Genomic DNA, 24,368 nt, shown 5'->3' on the forward strand with positions numbered 1-24,368 from the left:
CTAGAGCGCGTCCGCACCGGGCTGCTGCCCCGGGGGCTCGGGCAGTTTGCGGGCCGCTTCGCTGATGGCCATAAGCGTCATGATGCAGAGGACGATCGTGCCGACCCAGCAGGCCAGATTCAGGATCGGCAGCGTGCTGACCAGGGCGCTGACCAGCGCTGCGATGCTGTAGAAGAGACCCAGTTGCTGTCCGCAGTCGCCGGATTCCTGGCCGCGTGCCTTGAGGGCCGCCTGCAGCGAGAGCGGCACCTTGCTGAAGACGAAGAAGTTCCAGATCAGCTCGAAGAGCGGAATCAAATTCAGCCAGATGAGACCCGGCGCCATCTGCTGATGCTCGACGGGAACCTTCCGCATGGCGCTGTAGGCGAACCAGCAGATGATGCCCTGCACCACGAACCACATGGCGACGATGCCGCAGCAGACGAAGCCGCCCAGTGCCAGCGCCGCGGCAACGATTCCTCCCGCGACCGCGTCGTCGGAGTTCGAGCCATGCGCCGCCAGCAAGGCGGGAGCGATCAGATTGGTCCACAGGGTGTGCGTCATGCGATCTCCTTCGGAAGGTCTTGCGAAGGATAACGGCGGCGCCGGCTTGCGGCGGATTCACGCCCTTGCACGCTCACTCCATGCCGAAGGGGTTGGGCTTCTTCTTGGCCGCGCTCTTCTCGTAGTCGGCCATGCCGTTGATCTGGGCGAGCTGGTTCTCGTTGAGGATGCGGCGCAGGGCGCTGATCGCGCGCTGACTGTGCTCGTCGCGCTCGAATCGGACCTTCTCGCGGGCGTTGGCGATCGCCATTTGCTCCTGCCAGTAGGGACCCATGTCCTCAGTTCGGGTCGGCGGTGCGCCCGCGGCCTTCTTGGGAAGCATCTTGCGGCAGAAATCGATGTGCTCCTTGCGGCTGGTCTCCTGAAGCTCCTGCAGCTGCTTCCGCTGGTCGTCGGTCAGGTCGCGCAGGACTACTGCCATCTCAATGAAGGGCAGCGCCGAGCGCGAATCCTTAAAGATGGTCGGATAGGCGCGCTCGTCGAAGACCAGTTGCAGGGACTCCCGCTGGGATTCGCCCAGCGGCGCAACCGCTGTCGTCCAAGCAGAGCGAACCGCGTCGATGCGCTGCTGCTTCAGCTCGCTCATGCGGGACTGGATCGCCATCATCTCCATGCCGAGCTTCTGCATCGCGGCCATGTCCGGCTTCTCGCCATTCTGGCCGCCGTAGATCGCGGCACTGCGCCGGCTCATCTCCTCCAGCTCGCGGTCCTGGTCGATGCCCGCAATGAAAGACTCCATCTGCGTCTTCACCAGCGGATCCACCTGGACCGCCAGCGCCTCGTTTACCTTGGCCTGATCCTCAGGCGTCAGCTTGGCGCTGCGCAGGACGGTGACGATGTTGACCGCCGACTCCTGGCTGCCTCCGAACGGAAAGCCGCCAAACATCCCATTGCGGCCGGCGGTGCGATCGAGCACGCGCTCCAGCTTGGCCATCTGCAGAACCGGCTCCGCCTTCTCGCCCAGCACCGAGGCGAGGTCGCTCAGGAACGCCGCGTCGGCCTCGGTCTCCTTGGCCAGCAGATCCTTGCGTCCGCTGAAGTAGGCCTCCTGCTTTTTCTCGTCGATGTTCATCTCGCCCTGAGCCGCTCCCGGCGTCCACCGGCCGCCGCTGAGCGTGTCCAAGTGCGCCTGGGCGGCGCGGACCGTCTCGTCCCAGTTCTTCATGTAGTCCTGGTGCATGGTCTTGAGCAGGGCCTTGCGCGAATCGTCCAGGCCCAGCTGGATCTCGATGGCCAGGATCGCCTCCTCGCTCATCGGGCCGCGGTTGACGATGACGGTCTCCTCGCCGGAGCGCATCATCTCAGCGGCGGAGGCGCGGGCGCTGATCGCCGAATCGCCGCCCTCGCCATCGGTGTCCATGCCCTCGCTCTCCTCGGCCTCGGCCTCGTCGGAGTCCTTGGCGGCGTGCTTCTGCTCGAAGAGCTTCTTCATCTGCGGATTGCTCAGCTGCGAGGCCACCGCCTGCAGGGCCTTGGAGCCGATCTCCTGCCGCTCCTTCATGCGCTCGCCCATCCGCTTGGCCTGATCGATGTTGCCGCTGAAGTCCATCAACTTGCGGTCGGCCCGCGCCTCGTCGATCTCCTTGATGCTCTGGTCGACGAAAGCGTCGTCGGCCGACTGCCACTGCTGGTAGGCGGTGCGGATGTTCTCGCGGGTGGTGTCGTCGATCTTCTTGTTCTGCAGCGCCTTCTTGAAGAGCGCGTTGGCGCCGGAGGGGTCGCTCATCAGTTCGGGGTAGGCCTTGTCGATGTACTGCGTGCGCAGCTTGCGCTTGGAGTCGCCGGCGAGCTGCCCCTGCAGCGACTGGAAGGTCTTCTTGTTGAACTCGGAGAGTTTCTTGCTCTTGGCCATCAGCTTCTCGCCGGCCTTGGCCATGGCGTTCTGCATGGTCTCCATGATTTCCTTCATCTTCTCCGGGTCCTTGAGCATCTCCTCCTGCGAGAGGTCGGCAAAGCCCGCCTTCTCCAGCTCGTCGAACATGTCGCGGATCATGCGCATGCTGGTGTTGCCCAGGTCCTTGAGACTGGCGGTGAGGCTCTGCTCGTAGGTGACCAGCATCGGATCGATCGTGGCCATCTCCTCCGCGGTCAGCCCCATCTCCAGCACAATGGAGGAGAGGTCCACCGAGGGGTAGGCCATCATCATCCCGCTCATGATCCCGGCGCTGGAGCGCGTGCGGCTGCGGGCGTCGCGGGCCCGCTGCACGGCGGCGCGGCGCTCCTCGCCCAGCAGCGTGGCCACCCCGTCGAAGAAGGAGTCGTCGACCTCGGCGATCTGCTTGTTCACCCGGTCATAGCCCTTGGTGAACTCCTCGATCTGCTCCTTCTTGGGCATGCCCCCCTGCATCTCCTTCATCTTGGTGAGGAAGCGCTCGATCTCATTCTCGCGCAGCATGCGGAAGCGCTCGCGGTAGCTGTCGTGCAGGCCCTCGATGGAGGCCCCCTGCTCCTTGGTCGGGTGGACGTAGAGGTTCAGGAGCCGCGAGAGCTCGGCTGAGGACATCGGGTCGGGCACCTGACCGGAGGTGCCCTGCGCGCGGGCGGGCGCGGCGATGCACAAGGCCATCACAACGACAAAGAAAATCGAGGCCAGACGATTACGATTGATGAGAAATCGTTCCATGACGGCAATCGTACCGGAACGAATCGAATCGCCTATGGAAGTTGATTCAGGATGCGGCGGAGGGACAATCACCGAAATTCAGAAGCATCAGACCGACATCCGCGCCGTCGACCTCGCCCGAGCCATCCAGATCCGAAATGCATCCGGGGCAAGGGCCGAAATCGAGCAGCATCAGGCCGACGTCGCCGCCGTCGACGGCACCGCTGCCATCCAAGTCGCCTTCACACACGGAACTGCCGGGAACATGGGTTTCGACGACGATGCCATCGATCGTGACCATGCCGCCCGGAGACGCTGTGATGAGAAAGGTCTCCGCGCTGGGATGGATCGGCGCGAAAAATGTGAAGTCATACCGTGCGAAGGTCCAACCATCGGGGAGCGCAATCTTCGTCACTCCATCCAGGACGACTGAGAAATCCCCGTGCCCGGACTGGGGAAGAATGGTGACCACCGGGTCGTCGCCGAAGTATGTGACCGCGACATCCGCGAATTTGCAGCCGGGCATGAAGCCGGCGCTGGAATTCAACTTGAGATCATCGGGGACATTCTTGTTGTCAACGCTCAGCGCGCTTCCGTAGGTGACTTGCCATTGGTCCAGGCGTGGTGTCTCGCCCGACGATCCGAAGGAGAACGGGAGCCAGACCGGCGATCCGGTGGTGCCGAGGATTGGAGTGCCATAGGGATTGAAATACGGCAGGACTTCGGGAGCGCCGCCCAGGGGTCCGCCGGAAAAGTCCCACTGTTGATAGGTCGTTTGCGGTGCGCCGCGCCAGGGAGCCGGAAGCAGATCCTCGGCCATCGCGCTGCAGGTTGCCGAGGCGATGAACAACGCGGACGTGAAGGATCTTTGAAGTGCACTCATGTTGCGAAGCGTAACAGAGCTCTCTATCCCACCAAAGCACTTGAGATCCGGAAATTCAATTCACCGAACGTATTTCCAGTTGCGGATCTTGCCCTGCGCCATCCAATCCACCGCTGTTTCCAGGCGCCGATGGCGCGTCGCCTCGCTCTTGGCCTCAACGATCCAGTCCACGTACTCACGCTTGGCGGAGGGGCTGAATTCCTCGAAGGTTTTCTGCGCCTTCTTGTTGGACTTCACGGCTTTGGAGAAATAGGCCGGCACCACCAATTTCGTCGGCGCCTTCTTGGGCTTGGCCGGCAGCTTCACGCCCTCATCGTTGAGCTTCTTCGCCTGCTTGATGAAGTCGAGGATCGCCTTGTCGGGCGGAAGTGATTTCAAACTCGTCAGCCGTCCCAAATTTCCCATGGCTTCGCCGCCTTGATTGGAGCGCGCACCGAGATATCCCTTGGGGTCCTTGATCAGCTTGTCCTTCCAGAAGCCGAAGACCGCGTGCTCCTTGAAGGCCGCCATCGAGCAGAAGGGTCCCTTGTAGTCGAAGGAAGCGAAACTCCACTTGATGGTCTCCTGCACTTCCGGGCAGGCCTTGTGAACAAGTTTGCGCAGGTGCTTGAGAATCGGTTTGGCGAAGGGCTGAGCCTTGTCAATGTAGGCGTCGATGCGCTTGTCAGTGTTGGGCATGGGGGAATTCCTCTAGAGGACTCGGGCCAGGACGAAACCATCGTACCCCTTGGCCCCGACGGTTTGAATGGCCGTGGCCGAGACCTGGGACTCTTTCGACAGCGCCTCAATCAGACGCCGCATGCCCGGCACACCTAGATCCAGGCTCTTGGGATTCAGAATCTCGCCGTTGCGCACCACATTGTCGGCGATGATCACCGAACCGGGGTGGGAGAGTTTGATCGCCCAATTGAAATACTCCAGGGCGCTCTGCTTGTCCGCGTCGATAAAGAAGAGGTCAAAGGGCTCGGGGAAGCGGGCCTTGAGTTTTGGCAGGGTCTCCAGAGCGCTGCCGGTGATGATCTGTACCAGATGCCCGACACCGGCACGATCGACGTTCTTGCGGGCGACCTCTGCATGTTTGGGCTCGAATTCCAGGGTCACCAAAAGCCCGTCCGTAGGCAGGCCCCGCGCGAGACAGATCGTGCTGTACCCGCCCAGTGTTCCGATCTCCAGAATGCGCTTCGCCCCGAGCATCTGCGCGATCAATTGCAGCAGCTTGCCCTGGCTTGGCGAAACATCGATCGGAGGCAGGCCGGTCTGCGCGTTCGCGCGGAGAACCTCCTCAAGCACCGCATCGCTGTCGCGAAGCGCCTCGGTGAAATAGCGGTCCACCGCGCTCCATTGCTCCAGGCTCATGAAGTCTTCCTCTGCGAATGTGCAGAAGGGACATCGGCGGACATCGTCCAAGGCAAGTCGTTGCGATCAAGTGAGCGCCGGCAGGCGCTGGTGTCCACCTGGGGAAACTCGCGCTCGACCAACTGCACGCATTCATGCACAAGCGTTCGCAACTCCTGAACGGCCTGCTTCGTGGGCAGGGTCCAGAGCCTTTCGAGTCTTTCGTAGAGGCGCTCGGGTGCAATCTCCATGGATCGGATGAACGCCGCGCTGCGCTTGTACTGGAAGGAGGTGAAGTACTTGCAGCTCAGCCCCGCCGCGATGCCAATCAGATTGAAGGAGGATTCCACCAGCGACTGGCGGATCCACAGGTTCGCGTCGCGGATCTCCAGCCGGTCCAGAACTCCCCACAGGGCGAAGAACTTCAGGTGGTGCTTCACCATCGCCACGCGGAGCACTTCGGGATAGTCGCGCAGCCGCTTCTTCCATTGCTCCAGCCGGTCATCGCCGAAGACCGCGATTGAGACCAGCGTTCCCGACATCGCCTTGTGCAGAGGCGAGGCGGGATCCTCTCCGGCCAGCGTGCGTTCCATGTCCTTCTCCCAGCGCTCGACGGTGGTGTGCCCGATCTGGCACTCGACACCGCGAATGCGGAAGGATTCGACGAACTCCCCATCCGCGTGGGAACCCAGCTTCCAGAGAGCGGGCCCGCCGCCGACCCGCTCGCGCAGCGCCAGGATCTCTGCCTCCGGCGGCATGGTGTCGTAATAGACCGTCGAATCGAGATCGGAATTCAGATCGGAGAGGCCTTCGGCGCTGGACCCGGTCAGCGCGGCGCAGGCGACGCCCGGCAGTCGGGCGTAAGGCTCGAGCACTTGACGGCCAAGTGACAGGAGATAGTCGGAGGCGGCGGTCATCGTCCCGGCCTTTGCGGCGCCAGCTTCATCAGAAAGAGCATGGGCCACCCGAGATATTTTTCGGCGCGCGGGGCTCGCGCCGCCAGGTCCTCGCCCACGGAATGCTCGCTCAGCTCGCACAGTCGCAGCCCCGCGCGGGAGGCGGCCATGACATAGTCGGAGATTTGATTGGGGACGCTCTGCGGGCGCACTTCTTGACCTGTCTTTGGATCGTGGAAGCGGGCCTGGACCCCCTTGAGCATCATCGCCGGATGCATGACCGACACCAGCACGAATCCATCGTCGCGGCAGACCCGGTGCAGCTCTTCGTAGAACTTCAGGAGATCGCTCACATGATCGGCGACCAGGCAGGAGATGACGCGGTCGAAGGACTTCGATTCGAAAGGCAACGTCCCTGCTGCATCCTGGTGGATGAAGCGAACCGCCTCGGCGCCGGGCTTCGCCCTCGCCTTGTCGAGCATGCCATTTGAGAAATCAACTCCGGTCACCATGGCCCCGGCCCTGGCCAGCGCGATCGCGTGGCGGCCCGTTCCGCAACCCACGTCGAGAATCTTCAGCCCGCGCACCTCGCCAAGCATGCGGCTCACTTCGGGGCCTTCGATCATCACCAGCGGGTTGGACTCGTCGTCGTAGATTTCCGCCCAGCGGTCGTAGCCCTCTCGCGTTGGAACAATGCTGGAATCTGAAGTCATTTCGCTCCCTCAACTGAAATGCGAAACCATTTCATGGCTCGTTCCATGGTCTCGGCCATGTCGGGCGGCAGGCCGTGGCCGGCGCCCTGAAGCGTTTCGAGATGGACGCGCAGGCCGGGTTCGTTGTTTCGGGCCGCAAGCTTCTGGTTCACCTCGCGAATGGCGTCCTCATCCTTCTCGCCGACGATGGCATACGCGGCAAGGGGATGCTTCGGCGCCGCCATGACGCGCTGGCGCAGTGCCACCTGCACATACCCGCCCATCGGGATGATGCCGCGCCACGAGCGGGTTCCCTCGACTCCAAGCACCCACGCCATGCCGCCCCCCTGCGAGAAGCCGGCCAGGAACAGATCATTCTCATCCAGGCCCGGGCATTGCAGTTTTGCCTTCGCAATCCACTCCTCGATGTGCGCCGCGTCGCGCAGGGTCACACCTTGGTTGTAACTGAAGACGCCCGGATCCTGGATCACGCTGCCCCGGACCAGGATCACGACAGCGCCGGTTCGGTCAGCGACGGGCTGCCACAAACGCTCCCATTGCTCGATGTTTCCACCGCCGCCATGAAGGGCCACGATTCCAGGACATGAGGTCGATTTGGACTTGGATTTCGGCAGGATGATCTTCCCCTCCGCATGACCCTTGGTCGCCGCGTCGATGATCTCCTGGGAGCGCTTTTGCAGCTTCTTGAATCGGGCGTCATCCTTGCGCAGGGCTACCAAGTCGGGATCATTCTCGAGCGAGCCATTGTTGTCGTACCACTTGCGATCCAGCAGACCGGAGAGCAGTCCGAACGCAGCGTCAATGTGGCCGGCGAGTGCGGCGCAACAGGCGGCGTTGTATTCGAAATTGTTTCGTCGATCGGCGGAGTCGAAGTCACGCGGACTTTGCTTCAAGTGCTCAGCCTCAAGGCGCGCCGCTTCGCGGAAGTCCGCCTCCGCGCGGGTCCAATCCTTGGCTTGATAGGCCTCGTTCGCGGCGGCGCCGGCGGCTTGCAGGGCGCCCGCAGGTTGCTGAGCCATCGCGAAGTTCGCCAGGGCGGCGATGGTCGCGATAAAAAGAATCGAAGCCTTCATGATGGAATGGATTGTATGGATTGCGCGGATGATCCATTCGATCGATGTTCATTCGTCGCTACACGCGTGGGTAGGATTCCCGGATGGATCCTTGCGAGCGTCAACCAACGGGACTCTCGCGCCGGGATCTCCTTGTTGCTGCCGCGATCTTTCTGCTGACGCTCGCGCTGAGACTCATCTATCTTTTCCACTCGCCGGACCTCGCCTGGCCCCACTCCATCCTCTATGAAGGCGACGCGCCCATCTGGGTGCGATGGTCCCACTTGCTTGGCGGGGGCACCCCGTTCGAAGACAATCTGCCCTTCCGCACGCCCGGCGTGGCCTGGCTCCTGCACTGGATGTACTCGAGCGACGCGCCGTACACCACCCTGGCCGCCCCGTTCACGTCCGTAAAAATAGTGTGGTGCATATTCTCCGCGGCGACTCCGGCGGCCTTGTACCTGATCCTGGCGCGGTGGTTCTCCCGACGGACGGGGTTGATCGCGGCAGCACTCTGCTCGGTCTCCTTCGGATCGTTCGCGCTCTCGGTGTCGCTCAACAACGAAGCGCCTTACGCCCTGCTGGTCGTGGCGCTGACTGGCGTCACCCTTGCGTGGATCGGCCGCCCGACTTGGCTCCTTGCGCTGACTCTGGGCGCATTGCATGGGATGGCCCTGCTGCTGCGCGCCGAACATGAGTTGCTTCTGGCGATGTTCCTGCTTTACGCAGTTGTGCGGGCATGGCGGGAAGGACGAACCGCATGGACCTCCAAGCCCGCCTCAGAGAACTCCGTCAGCAACATTCGACATGGCGGCGCCACACCACAGCGCGTCGCCGGTGGAACGGTGCTGGTGCTTGTCACGATTCTCGCAGTCTGCGCTCCGTGGGTCATTCGATCGCACACCGCGACCCACGCAATGAACCACCGCAGAACTTCACACCACTATGGATCGCCCGATCCTTATGTGGTTGCGAAGCCACCCTGGACTCCGGCGGCCATCGCCTATCTCGAGAGCCTGCCCGCCTTCGCGCGGATGGGCAACTTTGCCTACCTGAGTTCCATCGCGCAGCGCAACGGCATGCAGGTGGTCGACGAAGCGGACGTGCGGGCCTTCTTCGACCGCGAGTGGGGCTACACACCCGAGCCACTAAACGAATGGACGCTGATCTCGCTGAAGGGACCGCTGGATTTTGCGCTGGCCAACCATCCCGACGCGGATGGCGGCTTCTCTCGCGTTGGATTGAAGGACAGCCACGACGCTGACGCCACCTTTTCCCTTGGCCGCCCAAGTCATTCACGCTTGGTGAATCATGGATACGCGGTCGGCTGGGATTACATCCGCGGCGACTTTGGACACTGGCTGGGTCAGGTGCGCGAGAAACTGGCGCGCTTCCAGGAAGGAGCCACGCTTGGCCTGTTTGCCAACGACTGGCCCTACCCCGGCACTCATGTGCGGCACGCGATCGACCTGGCAGCGCCGCAGCGCGGCGGCGCGCCGGTGTGGAGTGTCGCGGTGATCGTGTCGTTGCTTGTCGGGGCCGTCGTGGCATGCCGAAGGCGCGGCGGCGTCATCTGGCTCCTGATCGTTGCGTACAAGATCGGCATCACCATCGCCTTCTACGGCTATGTCCGCCAGGCTGTCTCCATCGCTCCGGCGCTCTTCGCCTTGTCCGCGCTTGGCCTTGATGCCGCATGCTGCGTTGGAGCATGCAAGCACCATACGCTTCGGCGTTGGGCAGCCGGCATAGCTTGTGCCGTGCTTTTCACGGTCGCCGCCTATCAGGCATGGTTTCCCCCGCGCTTCACTCCGCGAGTTGCCCAACCCAATGGGCGATTCTTCAACGCCCCGCAATGGGGCCCGGGGTCCTTCGAGTCCTTCGATGAGCTGATTCTGGAGCCCATCCGGTATGAACCCGGGAATTCGCCCCCAAAATAGCTCTGTAAATTCACAAAGCCTCGAAAACAGCCAAATTCTCAAACATATTGGCTTTTTATCCAAAAAAACACTTGCCAAGTCCAGATTTGAGGGCAAGTTACGCCTCAAGCGGCATGCTCCCTTTCACTGCATGCCCCTGAGTTTCGTTCCCCTTTCACGAAAAGAAGTTCCCCATGATTCTGAATGCATTCCGTTTGGCGGTTGTTTCTTCATCGCTCGCACTCGCCGGTTCGGCGATGGGCGGCTTGATCACTGATTTCTCCGGCGGCTCGATCGCTCCGGGAGTCAGCGCCTACATCCTTGAAGGCACGATGTGGCCGGAAGCCACCTACAACGTCGTCACCTACGACACGATTCATCCTCTGTGGGTCGACTACTACGACCACACCTACGGCGATGAGCGCGGCGACTACATGATCGTCAACGGCAGCGGCGCCAACGGAGGCGGCATGTCTTGGGGTGCGACCGTCGCCGTGACGGCCAACACCGACTACAGCCTTTCCGCTTGGTTCTCCAGCGTGTATGGCGGAGCGACCTCGACGCTGAAGTTCGTGGTCATCGGCGACTCGGTCATGACCGGTCCCAATATCGCGGCCCCGACCACCGTGGCCATCTGGGAGCAGAGCTCCTTTGCTTTCAACAGCGGTTCCTCGACCTCGGTCACGATCCAGATCTGGGATGTCTCCGGCATCAGCGACGGCAATGACTACGGCATCGATGACATCTACCTCGATGTGGTTCCCGCCCCGGGCGCGTTCGCCCTTCTGGGACTCAGCGGTCTGGTGGCCACCCGCAGCCGCCGGCACGGCTGACGGCACTTCATTCAATTGATTCGCCCCAAGGGCGAAGGCTTCAAGCCTTCGCCCTTTTTCATTGCAGAAGCGGCATTCCATCCGATGTGTGCTCGCCCAGGGGCATCACCGCGTCCCCCATCCCCGCCAGACGGAATAAACCCAACTGAACTTGGGGATTTGCCCCGGGGACGCTTGCCGGATGCGGCATTCAATTCCAACTTGGCATCGTGTTGCTGACATCGCCCCAGAACAGCGCAGGACGGATGTGATTCGATTCGTCGAACACATGGAAGGAAAGGAACTCGCCTTGAAGCATTCGCAAATGACTGTCGCTGGAATGACGCTCGCCTGCACGGCTGGACTCGCCCTGGCTGATCTTTCGCCCGGCCCCTACGCCCTCGGTGGCGGCAGCGAATACCACCAGACCAACACGGCGGTTCAATACACCGTCGAAGGCTTCGGCACCGTCAGCATCGACTTCAGCTTCGTCATGACCGGCTTCAAGCACGCTCCTCCAGTGGAAGGCGCGGGCCCCTCCTTCGGCGCCAGCGGCGGCGAGAGCACGATGCACATCGGGCTCAACGACCTGGTCGCCGGCGACCCCTACATGGGCAGCATGGACTGCACGTTCTTCGACGTCTTCACCGAGTGGACCGATGAAGGAACGACCCGCAACTACGACACCGAGATGCTGTCCCTGGACATGATGGTCTTCCATCCGGCCGGAGACTTCATGATCCGCGAGAGCCCCACGCTGGCGTCGCTGGGTCATTACACCATCCATAGCATCGGCGCCGGGCAGTTCCAGATCGACTCCTTCTTCGACATCTTCACCGAGCTGAGCATCGACGGCGGAGAGACCTGGTTTTCAGGCGATGGCGCGGCGCACATGGAGCTAATCCCAGCCCCCACGGCAGCGGCCCTCTTTGCACTCTTCGGCCTGATGCCTCCGCGTCGCCGCCGATAAGCATCGAAACGGTTCGGAAAGGCTGGCAATTCACACATTCCCCCCACTTGGGGGAGCAGATCCGCGAAGCACATGCGACTTTCAATCGCAGGGCCTCGGCGGACTTTTTGCGGTTGGACTCAATTTGGAAGGAAAGGACTCACCATGAAGCATTTGAACCTCACGTTGGCCGGCATGACTCTCGCGTTGGCGGCCGTCAGCGCACACGCTGACTACACCGATCCCTTCGCCCTGGGCGGAAACAGCACGTACCACCAGACCAATGAAGGCGTTCGGTACAAGGTCGACGGCATCGGGGAGATCTTCGTCAGTTTCGACTTCACCATGTCCGGCGAGGCCCATTTGCCTCCCATCGATTTCGACGGCCCCTCCTACGGCGAGGACAAGGGCAAGTCGCTGCTGGCACTCGCATCGATCGACTACAAGTCGGGTGGCGACCCCTTCGAGGGAAGCATGAACTGCGCCTACTTCGACTCGTTTAATGAGAAGCTCTCCGGCCGGAAGGTGCAGACCTTCGACACCGAGCTGACGGCGCTGAACCTCGAGTTCAAGCACTCCATCGGCGAAGTGATGCTGCGCGAAAGCGAAAAGTACGAGTCCCTGGGCCGCTACACGATTTCGTACAAGGGCAAGGAGCAACCCAGCGTGCAGTCGTATTTCGACATCTTCATGGACATCAGCGTGGACGGCGGCAAGACCTGGACCGCGGGCGAAGGCTCGGCGCATCTGGAGCTTGTGCCGGTTCCGGTCCCGGCACCCGGCGCACTGGCGCTGCTGGGCTTGGGCGGGCTGATGGTGACGCGCCGTCGTCGCAGTTAATTGGACGCGGCGCCCAGCATTCGCACTTCGCGCTGCGGACACGGAATGGCGATGCGGCGCTCGCGCAACTTCTCCACGATCGCCTTGTTGATCTCGCCGAACGCGGAGCCGTAATCGGAGACATTCACCCAGGGCATCGCGACGATGCTGATCGCGGAATCCGCCATCGCGCTGACCCGGACGACTGGTGCGGGTTCGGCAAGCACGCGGGCATTGGCGCGCAGCACTTCGTTGATGGCCGCCAGCGCCTCGTTGAGATTGGTGTCGTAGGCCACCCCGACCACGCATTGAAGCTGCCGGATGGTGCCGTAGTTGTGCAGGATGTCGCCGACGATCTTGCGGTTGGGAATGACCACGCGCGACTTGTCGGGATGGCTCAGCGTGGTGCTGAAGGTGTTGATGTCCTCCACCTGGCCCTCCTCGCCGACAATCGAGATGTATTCGCCGATGCTGAAGGGCCGCGTGAAGACGATGGTCAGGCCCGCGACAATGTTGCCCAGCACGCCCTGCATGGCGAACGCGATGCCGGCGCCGGCGACGCCCAGGCCGGCCAGCAGCGGTAGAAGTTCGACGCCAAGATTTTGCAGTGCGATGATGACGAACAGGCCGAGCACCATGAGCCGCACGATGCGCTCCAGCAGCCGGCGCACGGCGATGTCGAGCTTGAGCTTCTCGAACATGCGCCCGGTCCAGCCCCCGACCCAGCGACCCACCAGGAAGCCGACAATGAGGATGAAGATCGCCACCAGCACTTTCGGGCCGAACTTGAAGGCGATGTCGATGACTTCAGTCTGAACTTTGTCGAGGGTTTCCAGTGGGGCGCTCATAGGGCGGGATCATAATTGATTCCCGCGGCGTTGCGTTCATTCACACACAACCACGATTCGAGCGATGATCAGGGGAGAGAACGACGCAGATCAGGACGCGCATCATCGGAGACGGGCTTCCATCGTTCGAGCTTGTCGTCGCCGCGGAACCAGAGCCAGTCCAATTCCATGCCTCCATTTGATGAATTCTTCCATTGCGGGATGAATGGTTGACCGTCCTGACGGGCGGATTGTGCTCGCCAGCCAAGGACATAGACATGGGCGTGGCCGTCAATCACCTCGAAATCGACCAACTTGCCTGACCATGGATCGAGCGGCAAGTCGCCGAGATATTCCGGCAGCAACTGCCCGATGCTCACGGGCCATTCACCGTCATGAGCGCGGCGAAACTGGATGAGGGCGATGGCGGTTTGGGCAGCGACGCATTCGGACTCGCTCAAACGCCGAAGGCGCACGGCATGAGAGACCGCCGGGAGCATGAGGCGCGGAATGAACCACTTGATCTTGGCCAGCTCGTTGCCGTCGATCCGCTGCAGAAATTCATGCTCAAAAGTGAAGTCCTGCTTCCACGCAGGCAGTTTTGATTGCTCCTCGGCTTGCCGGATCAGCGAGTCGTAGAGCTCCATCAACTCCTTGCGAGAGGCGATAACCCCGGCGCCCAGCGGGGCGCCAATCGTGCCCAAAAGTGAATCGAAAGATTCACGATCGTTCGACACTCCGGTGCCGGGCCAGGACATCGCGACCATATCCTTCATGACTGGGAATCCGTAGACCGGATTGAACCAGCCGTCGCCCGCGCCATTGTCCGAGTAGATCCGCTGCACAAGGTCCTGCATGCCCATCTGCTCGCCTTTGAGGTCGATTTCATAGCAGCTTCCAGGAATGCGGCGAAGCGTTGCGGCGAGCTGCTTCAATTGATCGTCGGTCAGCGCCTCGGGGCGCCACTCAAGTGCCATGATGATCCGGGTGAAGGCCATGTTGCGAATGGCGGTGCCGACCAATTGCGAAATCAGAAATTTTCCCTCCTCCACATGTTGCGAGAGGCGGATCATCGCCTCGATGTCGCGGACGAACCGTCCGCCTTCGCCATCCTCGGCGGCGACGAGCGCGTCTGCGGCAAGCAGCCTCGCCGCCTGCCGAAGCACAAGCATGTGTGGAAGCCGGATGGAATAGAGATACAGGTTCGCCGCCAACGCCCCGCTGCTCTGCGAAACATGGCTCCGGAAGATGTCGGCGTCTTCCGGCTTGAGTTCGGCGCTCGGCACATAGCCCAGTGCAGGCATGGACGCGGCCTTCACAAGCGTGTCGATGCCGATTCGACGCTCCCGCAAGGCTTGGCGGAGATCAGCCCAACTCTGATCCGATGGAATCGCGATGCCCGTCGACTCACCAAGTCCTCTAAAAGTCAGCTTGATTTCGGAACCTGAGTTGGGAAGTGCCTCTTGGTCGATGGGTGACTCCGTTGGATCGGCCAGCGCGATCAGGCCCTGCTTGTAGATGGGCCAGGCTCGATCCTGCTTCGCGACCTTTGGAAATGCTGCGTGATACCGTTCGATCGGATCGAAGGAGATGACGGGAGCGTGCATCCAGAGGTAGCCCACGCTCGCGGCGTAGAACGCCAGGAAGGCGACAAACCCCCAGCCGATGACGATGCGAACCTGCCGCAGCGAGCGGTCAAGCGGCGACCTTTTGGCGATTGCACCGGCGCGGATGCCCTTGGCTGACACTTTCGCTTCGCCGAACGCCTCGACGAGCTGCGCGACGGACTTCCCGGAAGCCAGCCCGTCACGGAAGTGCGCCGCCAGTTCCCGCTCGATGTCCGCGCGCTCGCCTTTGCGAAGACGCGTCCGCCTCACGACCTGGGTGATCAGCTTCTGGATCTCGGCGGGAAGCATGGTGGTTGTGGAGTTCATTCTTTGGGCTTCCACCGCTCCAACTTGTCGTCGCCGCGGAACCAGAGCCAATACAACTCGTAAAGCGGACCCTTGTAAGCGACATTCCTCCAACCTGGAAAGTGCTCCTCACTTTCGCCGTTCACGGCCTTCTGAAACTCGCCCACGCTCCAGACATAGGGGTGGCCTTCCCGCACTTCGTAGTTGATTGATTTTCCGGTCCAAGGATCGAATGGCACGGCGCTGAGATAGGTCGGTACCAACTCATCCAGTCTCACGGGCCATGCGCCGCCATGAGCACGGCGATACTGCGTTAGCGCAATGGCAGTCTGGGCGGCCGCGCATTGCGACTCGCCCAAGCGTCGAGCCGTTGCAGACCAGCTAAAAGCAGGTATCAACATGCGCGGGATGGCCCATTTTGACTGGGCCAACTCATTGTCGCCCAAAACGGTTCGCATGGACCGACCGATCAAGCCTTGCTCAAACGAAAAGTCTTGCTGCCAGAGAGGCCGTTTCGCCTGCTCCGCGGCCTTTCGGATCATCGCGTCGTAGAGTTCGTTGACTTCCTTGCGCGACGCGTTTGCAAAGGCGCCCGTCGGCGCAAGCACCGAGCGATCCATCGATATGCCGGAGTCATCGTAGTTGACCACCGAACCGGGCGTCGACCTCATCACCAACAATCTCACCAACGAGGAACCGTAGACCGGATTGAAAACGCCATCGCCCGAACCATTGTCCGAATAGGCGCGCTGAAGGAAGTCTTGTACGGCAATTGGCTCTGTTGTGAGATCAAGCTCGAAGTCGCTCGCAGGAATGCTTCCCAGCAGGTCCGCGAGTTGCCTCAGTTGATCATCGCTCAGCGCGTCGGGGCGCCACTCCATCGCCATGATGATTCGGGTGAATGCAAAGTCGCGGATGGAGGTACCCCAGTGCTGAGATCCGACCAGCATTCCCTCTTCGGCATGATGGGAGATCCTGATCATCGAATTGATGTCTCGAATGAAGCGAGCGCCGTCGCCTTCTTCGATCGACATGAGTGAGTCGGTTCCAAGGAACCTTGCCGCGCCACAAAGCGTCCATGCATTGGGAAGTTCTATGTCGAATCCGAAATAATGCGAAGCGCGCATGAAGCTGGAGTGATAGTTGCCATAGATGTCTGCATCTTCCAATTTGGGTTGTGTGCTCGGCACATAGCCAAGCGCGGGCATGGAAGCTGCCCGCACGATCGCGTCGATGCCGGCGCGGCGCTCACGCATCACCTTGCACTGGAGAGTCCATGATGCCTGATTCGGAATCGCATTCCCCTGTTCTATGCCGAGGCTCTCGAAAGTCAATGAACTGCCGGGCAATCGCCAATCGGTACGCGTTGGATCCGGGGTATCCATGATCGGATCTGCCAGCGCGATCAACCCCTGCTTGTAGATGGGCCAGCCGCGATCCTGCTCTGCAACCATTGGGAACGTGGCGAGATATCGTTCAAGCGCATCGAAAGTGATGACTGGCGATTGCAGCCAGAGATACCAGATGCTACCGGCGTACAACAAAATGCACGCAACGAACGACCATCCCCCCGCGATGCGCAGTTGCCGCAGTGCGCGGTCGAAAGGTGGCCGCTTGGCGATTGCGCCGGCGCGGACGCTCTTGGCCGAGGCCTTCGCCACTCCGAACGCTGCAATCAATTGTGCGACGGACTTCCCGGAATCCAGCCCGTCGCGGAAGTGCGCCGCCAATTCCCGCTCGATGTCCGCGCGCTCGCCTTTGCGAAGACGCGTCCGCCTCACGACCTTGGCGATCAGCCTTTGAATCTCGAAAGGAAGTTGTTTGACTTCGGCGTTCATGACTCTCAAACGAAGCAAGGTGCGGCCGCCGGCGCATTGCTCATCACCAGCCGCTCGAACGCCCGCACGACGCCCAGCGCCTCCATGGCGTGCGTCATCGCCTTCCACTGCTTCGAATCCTCGGCCAGGCGTTTCTTGCCCGACGCAGTCAGCCGGTAGTACTTGCGCGGCCGCGCCCCCTCTTCGTCCCAGCGGCTGGCGACCAGCTTCTTGCCCTCCAGGTTGTAGAGCAGCGGATAGAGCGTGCTCTGCCCCATCTCGAAGACGCCTTCCGTCTGTTTTTCAATCGCTTCGACCAGCTCGTAGCCGTACATCTCGCGGCGCTCGAGGAGTTTGAGGATGGCGAGAGTTCCGGTGCCACGCATGAGTTCGCGGTCGATCATTGGCGAGTTCCTTTCAGGATGCGGTGCATACTATGTATGGCAAGGCATACGTGCAATCCGGACATGCAGATCCTGAAAAATAAAAACCGGCGGCAGGTTCGGGTCTGAGCCCTGGCCTGCCGCCGGCGATTTCACTCAATGAAATGAACCGAACGGTCTCAGTTCGACTTGGTCATGGCCCCGGGCTTGCGGGTCATGGAAAGCTCCATCATCTTGAACTCCTTGCCGCTCTTGGGATCAATGCCGTACATCTCATTGATGACGGTGTCCTTGGTGGGGTGCTTCACCACTTCGCGCATGGTCACCGGCTTGTTGGTGATCGGGCAGGTGTAGTTGTAGGTCCAGGTCATCGTGCCGTCGGAGGCCAGCTCGCCCTTGCCGTTCATCATGCCGGAACCGCAATTGTCGAGCCAGGTCGACTGGAACTGCTTGGTGACATTGTCGTAGCCGTAGATGCCGAGGCCATGGAACGGCATTCCGCCCATGTCGCCGGTGGCTTCACACTTGGTGAAGCGGCCATCCATGATGGATGTGATGACCGTGGTGCACGGAGACTTCATCGGCTCTGCGCCGGGCTTCATCCACATGGTGTTGGTGCCGGTCCAGGTGCCGACGCCTTCCATCAGCTTTGCCTGCATCGGGCCGGGAGCTGCAGCTTCCATGCACTTCTGCATGTCCTTCATGTCTTCCTCGGTCATGCCGGGAGGAAGCGGAACGCCCTGCACGGGAGTGGCGCCCTTGGTGGTGCCCTTGGCGGTGGCGGTGGTTCCCTTGGTCGGCGTGCCGTCCTTGGAATTCTGTGCGTAGGCGATTGAAGCGGCCATGGCGGCGACGGTGACGAGAACAAGACTGATGCGACGATTCATGATGGTTTCCTTTGGAAAGTTTTTGTATGAGCCATCCCCCGAGGACGGCAACGGTTGGAAATTGTACCCAAACTCCAAGCGGGGCAAGCACCTCTGATCCCATCTATTCTGCCCCCCATGAAATCCTTCCTATCCATTTGGGGGGCGTTTTTGGCCGCCACCCTCGTTTCCGCCGCTCCAACGCCGGTCACTTCCACCATCAGCGCCGTCACGGTCTACACCGACCGTGCCGTGGTCACTCGCACCGCCAGCGTCAAACTGTCCGCCGGCATCACCGAACTGCTCTTCGCCAACCTTCCCCAGGCCCTCAACGAGAGCTCCCTGCAGGTCAGCGGCAAGGGCACCGCGCAGGCCACCATTCTCGATGTCAGTTCCAAGCAGACCTATGTCGACTTCACTCCGAACCCGCGCGTCAAGGAGCTCGACGACCTGCTGCGCGCCCTGCAGAAGGAAATGCGCGGACTCGACGACCGCAACAGCGTGCTGCAGTCGCAGAGCAAGATTCTGGATCAGATGGAGAACGCACTCTTTGCTCCCCCGGCCAAGGACGTGCCGCGGCCAGACCTGGCCCAGTTCACCAACGCGCTCGCCTTCCTGACCGAGCAGAAGACCAAAATCCTCGCCGACCGCGCCCAACTGGACGAGCAGCGCGTGGACCTGACCAACAAGATCAACACCGCACGAAACCAGCTCAACGAGCTGCGCGGCGCCACCGGCCGCGGCTACAAGAGCATCACCGTGCGCGTCAACGCCGCCCAGGCCGGCACGCTGGATCTTTCGCTTTCCTACACCGTGCCCGGAGCGAGTTGGTTCCCCAGCTACGACGCAAGGATCTTGAGCAGCGATCACAATGTGGCTCTCGACTACTTCGGAATCGTCCGCCAGAGCACTGGGGAGGAGTGGAAGGATGTCGCCCTCACGCTCTCGACCGCGCGGCCGGGACTCGGCGGCGCTGCGCCCGTGCTGAGCGTCTGGAATCTCGACGTGTTCATCCCGCGCCCGGCCTCCGCCCCCGCGGAAGCCGCCTCGGGCGCCGTAATGGACAAGGTCGCCAGCAAGAGGGAGGTGAACGCGTCAGTGAACATGCAGGGCTTGACCAACAACGCCCCGAGTCCCTCCGGCGGCGCGGATGACTACAAGGACCGCGACGCCGAAATGGCCGAGGCCACGATCGAAGCTGGCGCCACCAGCGCCTCCTTCAAGATCGCCACTCCGGTCAGCGTGCCCAGCGACAACGCGCCGCAGAAGGTGCCGATCACCTCGGAGAAGTTGACGGCCAACCCCGAGTACCTGACTGTGCCCAAGCGCCAGGCGACCGCCTTCCTCACCGCCAAGGTCGAGAATTCCTCCGAGTTCCCCCTGCTCGCCGGCAATATGAATGTCTTCCTGGACGGCACCTTTGTCGCCACCAGCGCTCTGCGCACCGTGATGTCCGGCGAGAAGTTCGACCTGGCCCTGGGCGCCGACGAGGGCATCGGCGTGAAGTACAAGCGGGTCAACAAGTTCACCGAGGAGACCGGCCTGACCAACTCCGGCAAGCGCATCATCTACGAGTACCTGATCACCATCCAGAACAATAAGCAGACTCCCGAGCGCGTGATCGTGGCCGATCAGGTGCCGATCTCGCGCAACGAGAAGGTCGTGGTGCGCCTGCTTTCTTCGGACGCCAAGGAAGTGAAGCCGACCGACGAGGGCACGCTCAAGTGGACGCTCGACCTGAAGCCCGGCGAGAAGCGCGAGCTGACCGTGAAGTTCGCCGTGGAATACGCCAACGATGTGATTGTGACGGGGCTGGAATGAATCGAACCCTCCTCACCCCGCTCGCCGCCGCGTTCCTGCTGTTGACCGCCTGCGCGACCCCGGAGAAGACCATGCCACAGTCGCGCCCCTACACCCTGGTGCTGATCAAGACCGGCCCCATGAGCGGCAAGCTTTCCAAGGAGGAGAACGACAAGGCCTTCGAGGGGCACTTCGCCAACATGGCGCGGCTGGCTGAAGAGCACAAGCTGGTCCTCGCCGGCCCCTACGGCAAGGCCCGGCACGAACCGGACCTGCGCGGCCTCTTCGTGATCAATTCCGGCCAGCGCAGCGAGGCGGTCGCGTGGGCCTCGACCGATCCGACCGTGAAGGCCGGCGTCTTCGTGCTGGACTTCCACGATTTTTCCACCGACGCCCCGCTGCCCGCCCTGCTGGAGCGCAATTTGGAGTTGAAGAGGAAGGACGCTGCCGAAGGCCGCACGCGCAAACCCGGTGAAGATGCACGCGGCTATGTGATCTTGATCGCCGAGAACCAGGACCTCGCCCGCCGCGAGTTGGCTCCGATGGAGAAGGATGGAAGCGTCCTGCTGCTGGCCCGGCTGGATGGCTCTCGCGTCTTCGCCATTCTCGACGCCAAGGACATCGCCGATGCCCAGGCCCGCTACAGCGCCGCGCTGGGACGCGTCGGCGAGCACACGCTCGACGACTGGTTCGCGACCAACCAGCTCGCGCACTTGCAGGAACTTTGAGCCAACCGGATCAGCACCGAACCGCTCCGCCATGCCATGACGGAGCGCCGGGACCGTGCGAAATCAATTCGTCGGCTCGGCCATCTCGAAGATTTCATCGCTGTCCGTCGCCGTCGAGGGCGGTGCCGGAGGCGCCGCCTGGTTGGGCGGTGCGGGCGGCATCGGAGGTGCCGAGAAGGGATTGGTGGAGTTGGTGCTGCGCATCTTGGCCTGATCCTCCATGAAGGATTCGACCGAGGCGCGGACCTCCTCGCTGAAGCCCTCGCGGGCCTTGGCGTCGGGAGCGCCGTCGGCGTCGTAGACGGTCGAGCCCGAGGCGTGGTCGACCACCTTCACATGGGTCTTGCCGTCGCGCTCGGACCAGACGATCTCGGCGGCGTCGTCGTTGTACCGCATCTCCGAGACCCGGTTGGAGTTGTTGGAGCTGCTGGTGGTCGACATGCTGTTGTTGCGAGCCTTGGGCGCCTTGGCGGCGCGGGCCGCGGCGCCGCGTTCGAAGTCCCGCTGCCGGGCGACCATGGCACGCTCAGCGGCCATGTGCGCCTGCTCCGACGCCATGTGCGCCTGTTCCGCCTGCGCTTCGGCGAGGGCAGCGTGCCCCTGGGCGACCTTGGCGTCATACAGCGAGTTGACCATTCGGGCTCGCGCGCCCTCGCCCTCCGCGTCAGGGGCGATCATCATCACGTCGCCGTTGAATCCGGCGTCGGCACGCTGGCCGCCCGGCCCCAGCTTGGGAAGCTTCTTGGAAACGAGCGGCACCATGACGGTCTGCTCCTTGCCTCCGCGCAGATAGGTGACCCCGATCGAATCGCCGGGCTTGTTGGCGCGGATGAGCACCGAAAGCTGCGCCGTGTTGATGAGCATCTGATCGCCGATGCGCGAGAGCACATCCATTTTCTGCAGACCCGCCTTTTCAGCCGGGCTGTCCTTCACGACCATGGTCACGACCAGGCCGGTGCCGGGCTTGAGTGGAAGCTGTGCCGCGGTTTCCGCCGAGACCGGCTCGGCGCCGACGCCAAAGAAAGCGGCGTTCTCGTCGTACTCCACGGGTCCCAACGCGTTGCCGGTCCAGAACTGCCCGGCGCGCAGCGCCCCGAGGTTGTTCAGTCCGCCGTTGGCCATGCCCTGGGCGACCATGACCTTGATCTCGTCGCCGAACTCGCCGTTGTCGGCCATTTCGAACAGCTCCTCGTGCAGATCCTCCCCATCGACCTCGATCACCTGGTCATCGCCGCCCGCGGCGCCGCTCTTGTGGACGCGAATGCGCTTCTTGCCGTCGGCGTCGGTGGTGACGGCGTTCTTGCCGTCGGCGCTGAGCACGATGGTGTGCGTCTTGGAGTCGTTGGAGCCCGTGCCAACAGTCGCTCCGGTTAAATGTCCGGTCGTACTCTTTGACTTCGGCGTGCCATTGGTTGTCTTGTAGGTCGAACTCACCTTGTCGGACTTCGCCTCCTGCGGCGCGGCAGCCTGGCCCTGGCCGGACCTGTCTTGATTGTTGGGAGTGCAGGCGACGGCGAGAACGAACAGCGGTGCGATGAACGGATTCATGAGTGCTCCTTTGAAAGGCATGGCTTGGTTGAACAAATTCAGTCGGCGCAGGGGCGTCCGACCATGAGGCGTGGCTCGAGCGAGTTGATTTCGATGGTGGCTCCGCGGACGGGGTCGCGGAACTTCTCGGTGCGGATGTAGAGGGTGCCCGCGGAGCGGACGACATCGCCGCTGGGCAGCTCGCGGGCGCCGAAGTCGGTGAAACCGGCGGTCTTCCATTCGGTGCCCACCGGCACCCAGTCGCGCCCCGCGGCGGAGCGCAGCGACCAGCCGATGGCCAGGCCCGCAGCGACGAAGAAGATCGCGGCCGCGGCGGCCGGCCAGCGCATGCGGCTGATCATGGGGCGGGACTCGAAGTGGGCGGTGGCGGCGACGCGCCGGTCGAGGTGGTCGGAGGGACGGCGGTGCGGAAGCTCGGCGACCAGTCGCTCAAGCTCGAGGTCGGCGGCCAAAACAATGCCGGTGTTGGATTCGTTGTCGTTCATGCGTTCACCTGTTCATACTGCGTGCGAAGGGCGACCCGGGCATCAAGAAAATCGCTCGGGCGGCGAAAAGGAAGCGTCGCCAGAAGAAGTTCGATCTCGAGGTCGGTGACCAGCGCGATGCGGACATTGGCATTGGAGTGGTTCATGCGTTCACCTGTTCATATTGGCTGCGAAGTTGGGTCACGGCGCGGTGGTAGCGGGCGGCGATGGTGCCCAGTGGCGCCCCGACCACCGTTGCGATCTGCTCGAATCCCAGCCGCGACACCGCCCGCAGCAGGATCACTTCCTGCTGTTCGGGAGGCAGAGCGTCGACCGCCTCCCGAAGCCGCCGCGCTGCGCTTTGATCCGAGGCACGCAGCGCGGGGTCGGGCAGACGTTTGTCGAAGAGTGATCCGTCGGCGGTTGAAGCGCTGCGCACGCGGCGTCGACGGCAAAGGTCGATGGCCGCGTTGCGAACGGCGGTGTAGAGATAGGCCACAGGGTCGCCTTCGGGGGGCCTGCCGCGGGCGAGCACCCGGTGCACGCCATCGTGCACGGCGTCTTCGGCCAAGCCCGGGTCGCGGAGCACGGTCAAAGCCATTGAAAGCAGGCCCTGTCGGTGATCGGCGTAGAGGATGCTGGTGGACTCGGCGTGGTGCATCGGACTGCCAGTATCACGCACTCCCCCCACCCGGTTTTGCCCTCTTTTCAAAATTTCCGCGATGCGGCCGGGCTCAACCCTTGGTGCCGGGCACTGCGATCGCGGAATTCTGCGCCGTTTTGCCCTGTTTTACCAGCAAAAGGTCGCCATCCTGGAGCAGCCCGACCCCGGGGGCATGGAGCTTGAACTCCTTGGTGTTGGGCTCAAGCGGCGTCGTTTCCTCCATTTGCACGCAACGATCGAAATGGCCTGCGGGCGTGTCCAGGGTCTTGTCCTTGGAGCGGATCACATAGCGGTCCATCGCCACCCCCGGCGCGTGCTCCTGGTAGAAGCGGGCGCCCACGTCGATCTTGCCCGGCATGAAGAGACCGAAAGTCGCCCCCTGTTCGCCCGATTTCCAGCCGCCCTCGTGCGACGAGATGGCGCCATCCTTGTAGATGTCGACCTCCTCACCGAAGTAGAAGATGTCCTTGGTGCTCTTGCACATGGCGAAGAAATTGCGCGAGATCTCCTTGGGCTTGCCGTCGACCGTCTCGCTCTCCACCACCACACGGGTCTCGACGCCGTCGATAACGCGCGTCTCCTGCGTCACGGTGATGGTCAGTCGCGCGTTCCCGCTCTTGTCCGCGTACTCCAGGGTGTACCCGGGCTCAAGAATGAAGTAGTCGTTGGATCCCCGCGAGGTCCAGCTGTTGGCGTCGACGATGAAATGGCTCTGCCAGCCATCCCAGGTGGTGTCGTAGACGTTCTTCTGACCGGTCGTGCAGGCGGACAGGAGCGCGGCGATCGAGGCGAGAACAAGGGCCGCGAAGGGACGATGGCGTAGGTTCATGGATGCTCC

General features: G+C 62.3%; 24 protein-coding genes. 6 read left to right on the forward strand and 18 right to left on the reverse strand.

The window, feature by feature from the left end:
* The 8 genes from K8R92_03415 to K8R92_03450 all read right to left on the reverse strand — a co-directional run bounded on the left by K8R92_03415 (position 1) and on the right by K8R92_03450 (position 8,045).
* Positions 1 to 543, reverse strand: coding sequence for a hypothetical protein (locus K8R92_03415; protein ID MCE9618940.1), 543 nt, complete (start codon positions 541 to 543; stop codon positions 1 to 3).
* Between the two features lie 73 nt (positions 544 to 616).
* Complete coding sequence (locus K8R92_03420) at positions 617 to 3,166, reverse strand: hypothetical protein (protein MCE9618941.1); 2,550 nt, start codon at positions 3,164 to 3,166, stop codon at positions 617 to 619.
* Between the two features lie 46 nt (positions 3,167 to 3,212).
* Positions 3,213 to 4,028, reverse strand: a complete 816-nt coding sequence (locus tag K8R92_03425) for a hypothetical protein (GenBank protein MCE9618942.1) — start codon at positions 4,026 to 4,028, stop codon at positions 3,213 to 3,215.
* A gap of 60 nt (positions 4,029 to 4,088) precedes the next feature.
* Positions 4,089 to 4,706, reverse strand: a complete 618-nt coding sequence (locus K8R92_03430; GenBank protein ID MCE9618943.1) for a YdeI/OmpD-associated family protein — start codon at positions 4,704 to 4,706, stop codon at positions 4,089 to 4,091.
* 12 nt (positions 4,707 to 4,718) lie between these two features.
* Positions 4,719 to 5,384: an O-methyltransferase gene (locus K8R92_03435; GenBank protein MCE9618944.1), complete on the reverse strand. Its 666-nt coding sequence runs from the start codon at positions 5,382 to 5,384 to the stop codon at positions 4,719 to 4,721.
* A complete protein-coding gene (locus K8R92_03440) occupies positions 5,381 to 6,280 on the reverse strand; it encodes a hypothetical protein (GenBank protein MCE9618945.1) in 900 nt (299 codons plus the stop codon). Before K8R92_03440 ends, K8R92_03435 begins: the two co-directional genes overlap by 4 nt.
* Positions 6,277 to 6,972 (reverse strand): class I SAM-dependent methyltransferase, encoded by a 696-nt coding sequence (locus K8R92_03445; protein MCE9618946.1) that lies wholly within the window; start codon positions 6,970 to 6,972, stop codon positions 6,277 to 6,279. Before K8R92_03445 ends, K8R92_03440 begins: the two co-directional genes overlap by 4 nt.
* Positions 6,969 to 8,045, reverse strand: coding sequence for a hypothetical protein (locus K8R92_03450; protein MCE9618947.1), 1,077 nt, complete (start codon positions 8,043 to 8,045; stop codon positions 6,969 to 6,971). The genes K8R92_03445 and K8R92_03450 overlap by 4 nt, the downstream gene beginning before the upstream one ends.
* Before the next feature lie 83 nt (positions 8,046 to 8,128).
* Here K8R92_03450 and K8R92_03455 point away from each other — a divergent pair, with 83 nt between their 5' ends.
* The 4 genes from K8R92_03455 (at position 8,129) to K8R92_03470 (ending at position 12,541) form a co-directional block, all read left to right on the forward strand.
* Complete coding sequence (locus K8R92_03455) at positions 8,129 to 9,961, forward strand: glycosyltransferase family 39 protein (protein MCE9618948.1); 1,833 nt, start codon at positions 8,129 to 8,131, stop codon at positions 9,959 to 9,961.
* 173 nt (positions 9,962 to 10,134) lie between these two features.
* The gene (locus K8R92_03460; GenBank protein ID MCE9618949.1) at positions 10,135 to 10,773 is read left to right on the forward strand and encodes a hypothetical protein; all 639 of its coding nucleotides are present in this window, start codon (positions 10,135 to 10,137) and stop codon (positions 10,771 to 10,773) included.
* 304 nt (positions 10,774 to 11,077) lie between these two features.
* On the forward strand, positions 11,078 to 11,722 hold the full coding sequence (locus K8R92_03465) for a hypothetical protein (protein ID MCE9618950.1): 645 nt from the start codon (positions 11,078 to 11,080) through the stop codon (positions 11,720 to 11,722).
* Between the two features lie 144 nt (positions 11,723 to 11,866).
* On the forward strand, positions 11,867 to 12,541 hold the full coding sequence (locus K8R92_03470; GenBank protein MCE9618951.1) for a PEP-CTERM sorting domain-containing protein: 675 nt from the start codon (positions 11,867 to 11,869) through the stop codon (positions 12,539 to 12,541).
* Here K8R92_03470 and K8R92_03475 read toward each other — a convergent pair.
* The 5 genes from K8R92_03475 to K8R92_03495 all read right to left on the reverse strand — a co-directional run bounded on the left by K8R92_03475 (position 12,538) and on the right by K8R92_03495 (position 18,347).
* Positions 12,538 to 13,368, reverse strand: coding sequence for a mechanosensitive ion channel (locus tag K8R92_03475; protein ID MCE9618952.1), 831 nt, complete (start codon positions 13,366 to 13,368; stop codon positions 12,538 to 12,540). The two genes, K8R92_03470 and K8R92_03475, sit on opposite strands and share 4 nt — an antisense overlap.
* A gap of 68 nt (positions 13,369 to 13,436) precedes the next feature.
* Positions 13,437 to 15,281: a DUF1700 domain-containing protein gene (locus tag K8R92_03480; GenBank protein ID MCE9618953.1), complete on the reverse strand. Its 1,845-nt coding sequence runs from the start codon at positions 15,279 to 15,281 to the stop codon at positions 13,437 to 13,439.
* Positions 15,278 to 17,098: a hypothetical protein gene (locus tag K8R92_03485; GenBank protein ID MCE9618954.1), complete on the reverse strand. Its 1,821-nt coding sequence runs from the start codon at positions 17,096 to 17,098 to the stop codon at positions 15,278 to 15,280. The genes K8R92_03480 and K8R92_03485 overlap by 4 nt, the downstream gene beginning before the upstream one ends.
* 5 nt (positions 17,099 to 17,103) lie before the next feature.
* Entirely contained in the window at positions 17,104 to 17,481 is a 378-nt protein-coding gene (locus tag K8R92_03490; protein ID MCE9618955.1) for a PadR family transcriptional regulator, read from the reverse strand.
* 158 nt (positions 17,482 to 17,639) lie between these two features.
* A complete protein-coding gene (locus tag K8R92_03495) occupies positions 17,640 to 18,347 on the reverse strand; it encodes a DUF1579 domain-containing protein (GenBank protein MCE9618956.1) in 708 nt (235 codons plus the stop codon).
* A gap of 150 nt (positions 18,348 to 18,497) precedes the next feature.
* Here K8R92_03495 and K8R92_03500 point away from each other — a divergent pair, with 150 nt between their 5' ends.
* Positions 18,498 to 20,147 (forward strand): mucoidy inhibitor MuiA family protein, encoded by a 1,650-nt coding sequence (locus K8R92_03500; GenBank protein ID MCE9618957.1) that lies wholly within the window; start codon positions 18,498 to 18,500, stop codon positions 20,145 to 20,147.
* Complete coding sequence (locus K8R92_03505; GenBank protein MCE9618958.1) at positions 20,144 to 20,854, forward strand: YciI family protein; 711 nt, start codon at positions 20,144 to 20,146, stop codon at positions 20,852 to 20,854. The genes K8R92_03500 and K8R92_03505 overlap by 4 nt, the downstream gene beginning before the upstream one ends.
* 63 nt (positions 20,855 to 20,917) lie before the next feature.
* On the opposite strand, the gene K8R92_03510 is transcribed toward K8R92_03505, so the two are convergent.
* The 5 genes from K8R92_03510 to K8R92_03530 all read right to left on the reverse strand — a co-directional run bounded on the left by K8R92_03510 (position 20,918) and on the right by K8R92_03530 (position 24,359).
* Positions 20,918 to 22,402 carry a PDZ domain-containing protein gene (locus K8R92_03510; protein MCE9618959.1) on the reverse strand — a complete coding sequence of 495 codons (1,485 nt, stop codon included), beginning with the start codon at positions 22,400 to 22,402 and terminating at the stop codon, positions 20,918 to 20,920.
* Between the two features lie 38 nt (positions 22,403 to 22,440).
* A complete protein-coding gene (locus K8R92_03515; GenBank protein MCE9618960.1) occupies positions 22,441 to 22,887 on the reverse strand; it encodes a hypothetical protein in 447 nt (148 codons plus the stop codon).
* Positions 22,884 to 23,033: a hypothetical protein gene (locus K8R92_03520; protein ID MCE9618961.1), complete on the reverse strand. Its 150-nt coding sequence runs from the start codon at positions 23,031 to 23,033 to the stop codon at positions 22,884 to 22,886. Before K8R92_03520 ends, K8R92_03515 begins: the two co-directional genes overlap by 4 nt.
* Positions 23,030 to 23,527, reverse strand: a complete 498-nt coding sequence (locus K8R92_03525) for a sigma-70 family RNA polymerase sigma factor (GenBank protein ID MCE9618962.1) — start codon at positions 23,525 to 23,527, stop codon at positions 23,030 to 23,032. Before K8R92_03525 ends, K8R92_03520 begins: the two co-directional genes overlap by 4 nt.
* 73 nt (positions 23,528 to 23,600) lie before the next feature.
* Entirely contained in the window at positions 23,601 to 24,359 is a 759-nt protein-coding gene (locus tag K8R92_03530; GenBank protein ID MCE9618963.1) for a hypothetical protein, read from the reverse strand.
* Positions 24,360 to 24,368 lie beyond the last annotated feature (9 nt).

The sequence above is a fragment of the Planctomycetota bacterium genome (assembly GCA_021414025.1).
Lineage (GTDB): Bacteria > Planctomycetota > Phycisphaerae > Phycisphaerales > SM1A02 > SYAC01.

Coding starts and splice junctions, on each gene's coding strand:
- K8R92_03415 (MCE9618940.1), bottom strand. CDS start 543: ATGACGCACACCCTGTGGACCAATCTGATCGCTCCCGCCTTGCTGGCG.
- K8R92_03420 (MCE9618941.1), bottom strand. CDS start 3,166: ATGGAACGATTTCTCATCAATCGTAATCGTCTGGCCTCGATTTTCTTT.
- K8R92_03425 (MCE9618942.1), bottom strand. CDS start 4,028: ATGAGTGCACTTCAAAGATCCTTCACGTCCGCGTTGTTCATCGCCTCG.
- K8R92_03430 (MCE9618943.1), bottom strand. CDS start 4,706: ATGCCCAACACTGACAAGCGCATCGACGCCTACATTGACAAGGCTCAG.
- K8R92_03435 (MCE9618944.1), bottom strand. CDS start 5,384: ATGAGCCTGGAGCAATGGAGCGCGGTGGACCGCTATTTCACCGAGGCG.
- K8R92_03440 (MCE9618945.1), bottom strand. CDS start 6,280: ATGACCGCCGCCTCCGACTATCTCCTGTCACTTGGCCGTCAAGTGCTC.
- K8R92_03445 (MCE9618946.1), bottom strand. CDS start 6,972: ATGACTTCAGATTCCAGCATTGTTCCAACGCGAGAGGGCTACGACCGC.
- K8R92_03450 (MCE9618947.1), bottom strand. CDS start 8,045: ATGAAGGCTTCGATTCTTTTTATCGCGACCATCGCCGCCCTGGCGAAC.
- K8R92_03455 (MCE9618948.1), top strand. CDS start 8,129: ATGGATCCTTGCGAGCGTCAACCAACGGGACTCTCGCGCCGGGATCTC.
- K8R92_03460 (MCE9618949.1), top strand. CDS start 10,135: ATGATTCTGAATGCATTCCGTTTGGCGGTTGTTTCTTCATCGCTCGCA.
- K8R92_03465 (MCE9618950.1), top strand. CDS start 11,078: ATGACTGTCGCTGGAATGACGCTCGCCTGCACGGCTGGACTCGCCCTG.
- K8R92_03470 (MCE9618951.1), top strand. CDS start 11,867: ATGAAGCATTTGAACCTCACGTTGGCCGGCATGACTCTCGCGTTGGCG.
- K8R92_03475 (MCE9618952.1), bottom strand. CDS start 13,368: ATGAGCGCCCCACTGGAAACCCTCGACAAAGTTCAGACTGAAGTCATC.
- K8R92_03480 (MCE9618953.1), bottom strand. CDS start 15,281: ATGAACTCCACAACCACCATGCTTCCCGCCGAGATCCAGAAGCTGATC.
- K8R92_03485 (MCE9618954.1), bottom strand. CDS start 17,098: ATGAACGCCGAAGTCAAACAACTTCCTTTCGAGATTCAAAGGCTGATC.
- K8R92_03490 (MCE9618955.1), bottom strand. CDS start 17,481: ATGATCGACCGCGAACTCATGCGTGGCACCGGAACTCTCGCCATCCTC.
- K8R92_03495 (MCE9618956.1), bottom strand. CDS start 18,347: ATGAATCGTCGCATCAGTCTTGTTCTCGTCACCGTCGCCGCCATGGCC.
- K8R92_03505 (MCE9618958.1), top strand. CDS start 20,144: ATGAATCGAACCCTCCTCACCCCGCTCGCCGCCGCGTTCCTGCTGTTG.
- K8R92_03510 (MCE9618959.1), bottom strand. CDS start 22,402: ATGAATCCGTTCATCGCACCGCTGTTCGTTCTCGCCGTCGCCTGCACT.
- K8R92_03515 (MCE9618960.1), bottom strand. CDS start 22,887: ATGAACGACAACGAATCCAACACCGGCATTGTTTTGGCCGCCGACCTC.
- K8R92_03520 (MCE9618961.1), bottom strand. CDS start 23,033: ATGAACCACTCCAATGCCAATGTCCGCATCGCGCTGGTCACCGACCTC.
- K8R92_03525 (MCE9618962.1), bottom strand. CDS start 23,527: ATGCACCACGCCGAGTCCACCAGCATCCTCTACGCCGATCACCGACAG.
- K8R92_03530 (MCE9618963.1), bottom strand. CDS start 24,359: ATGAACCTACGCCATCGTCCCTTCGCGGCCCTTGTTCTCGCCTCGATC.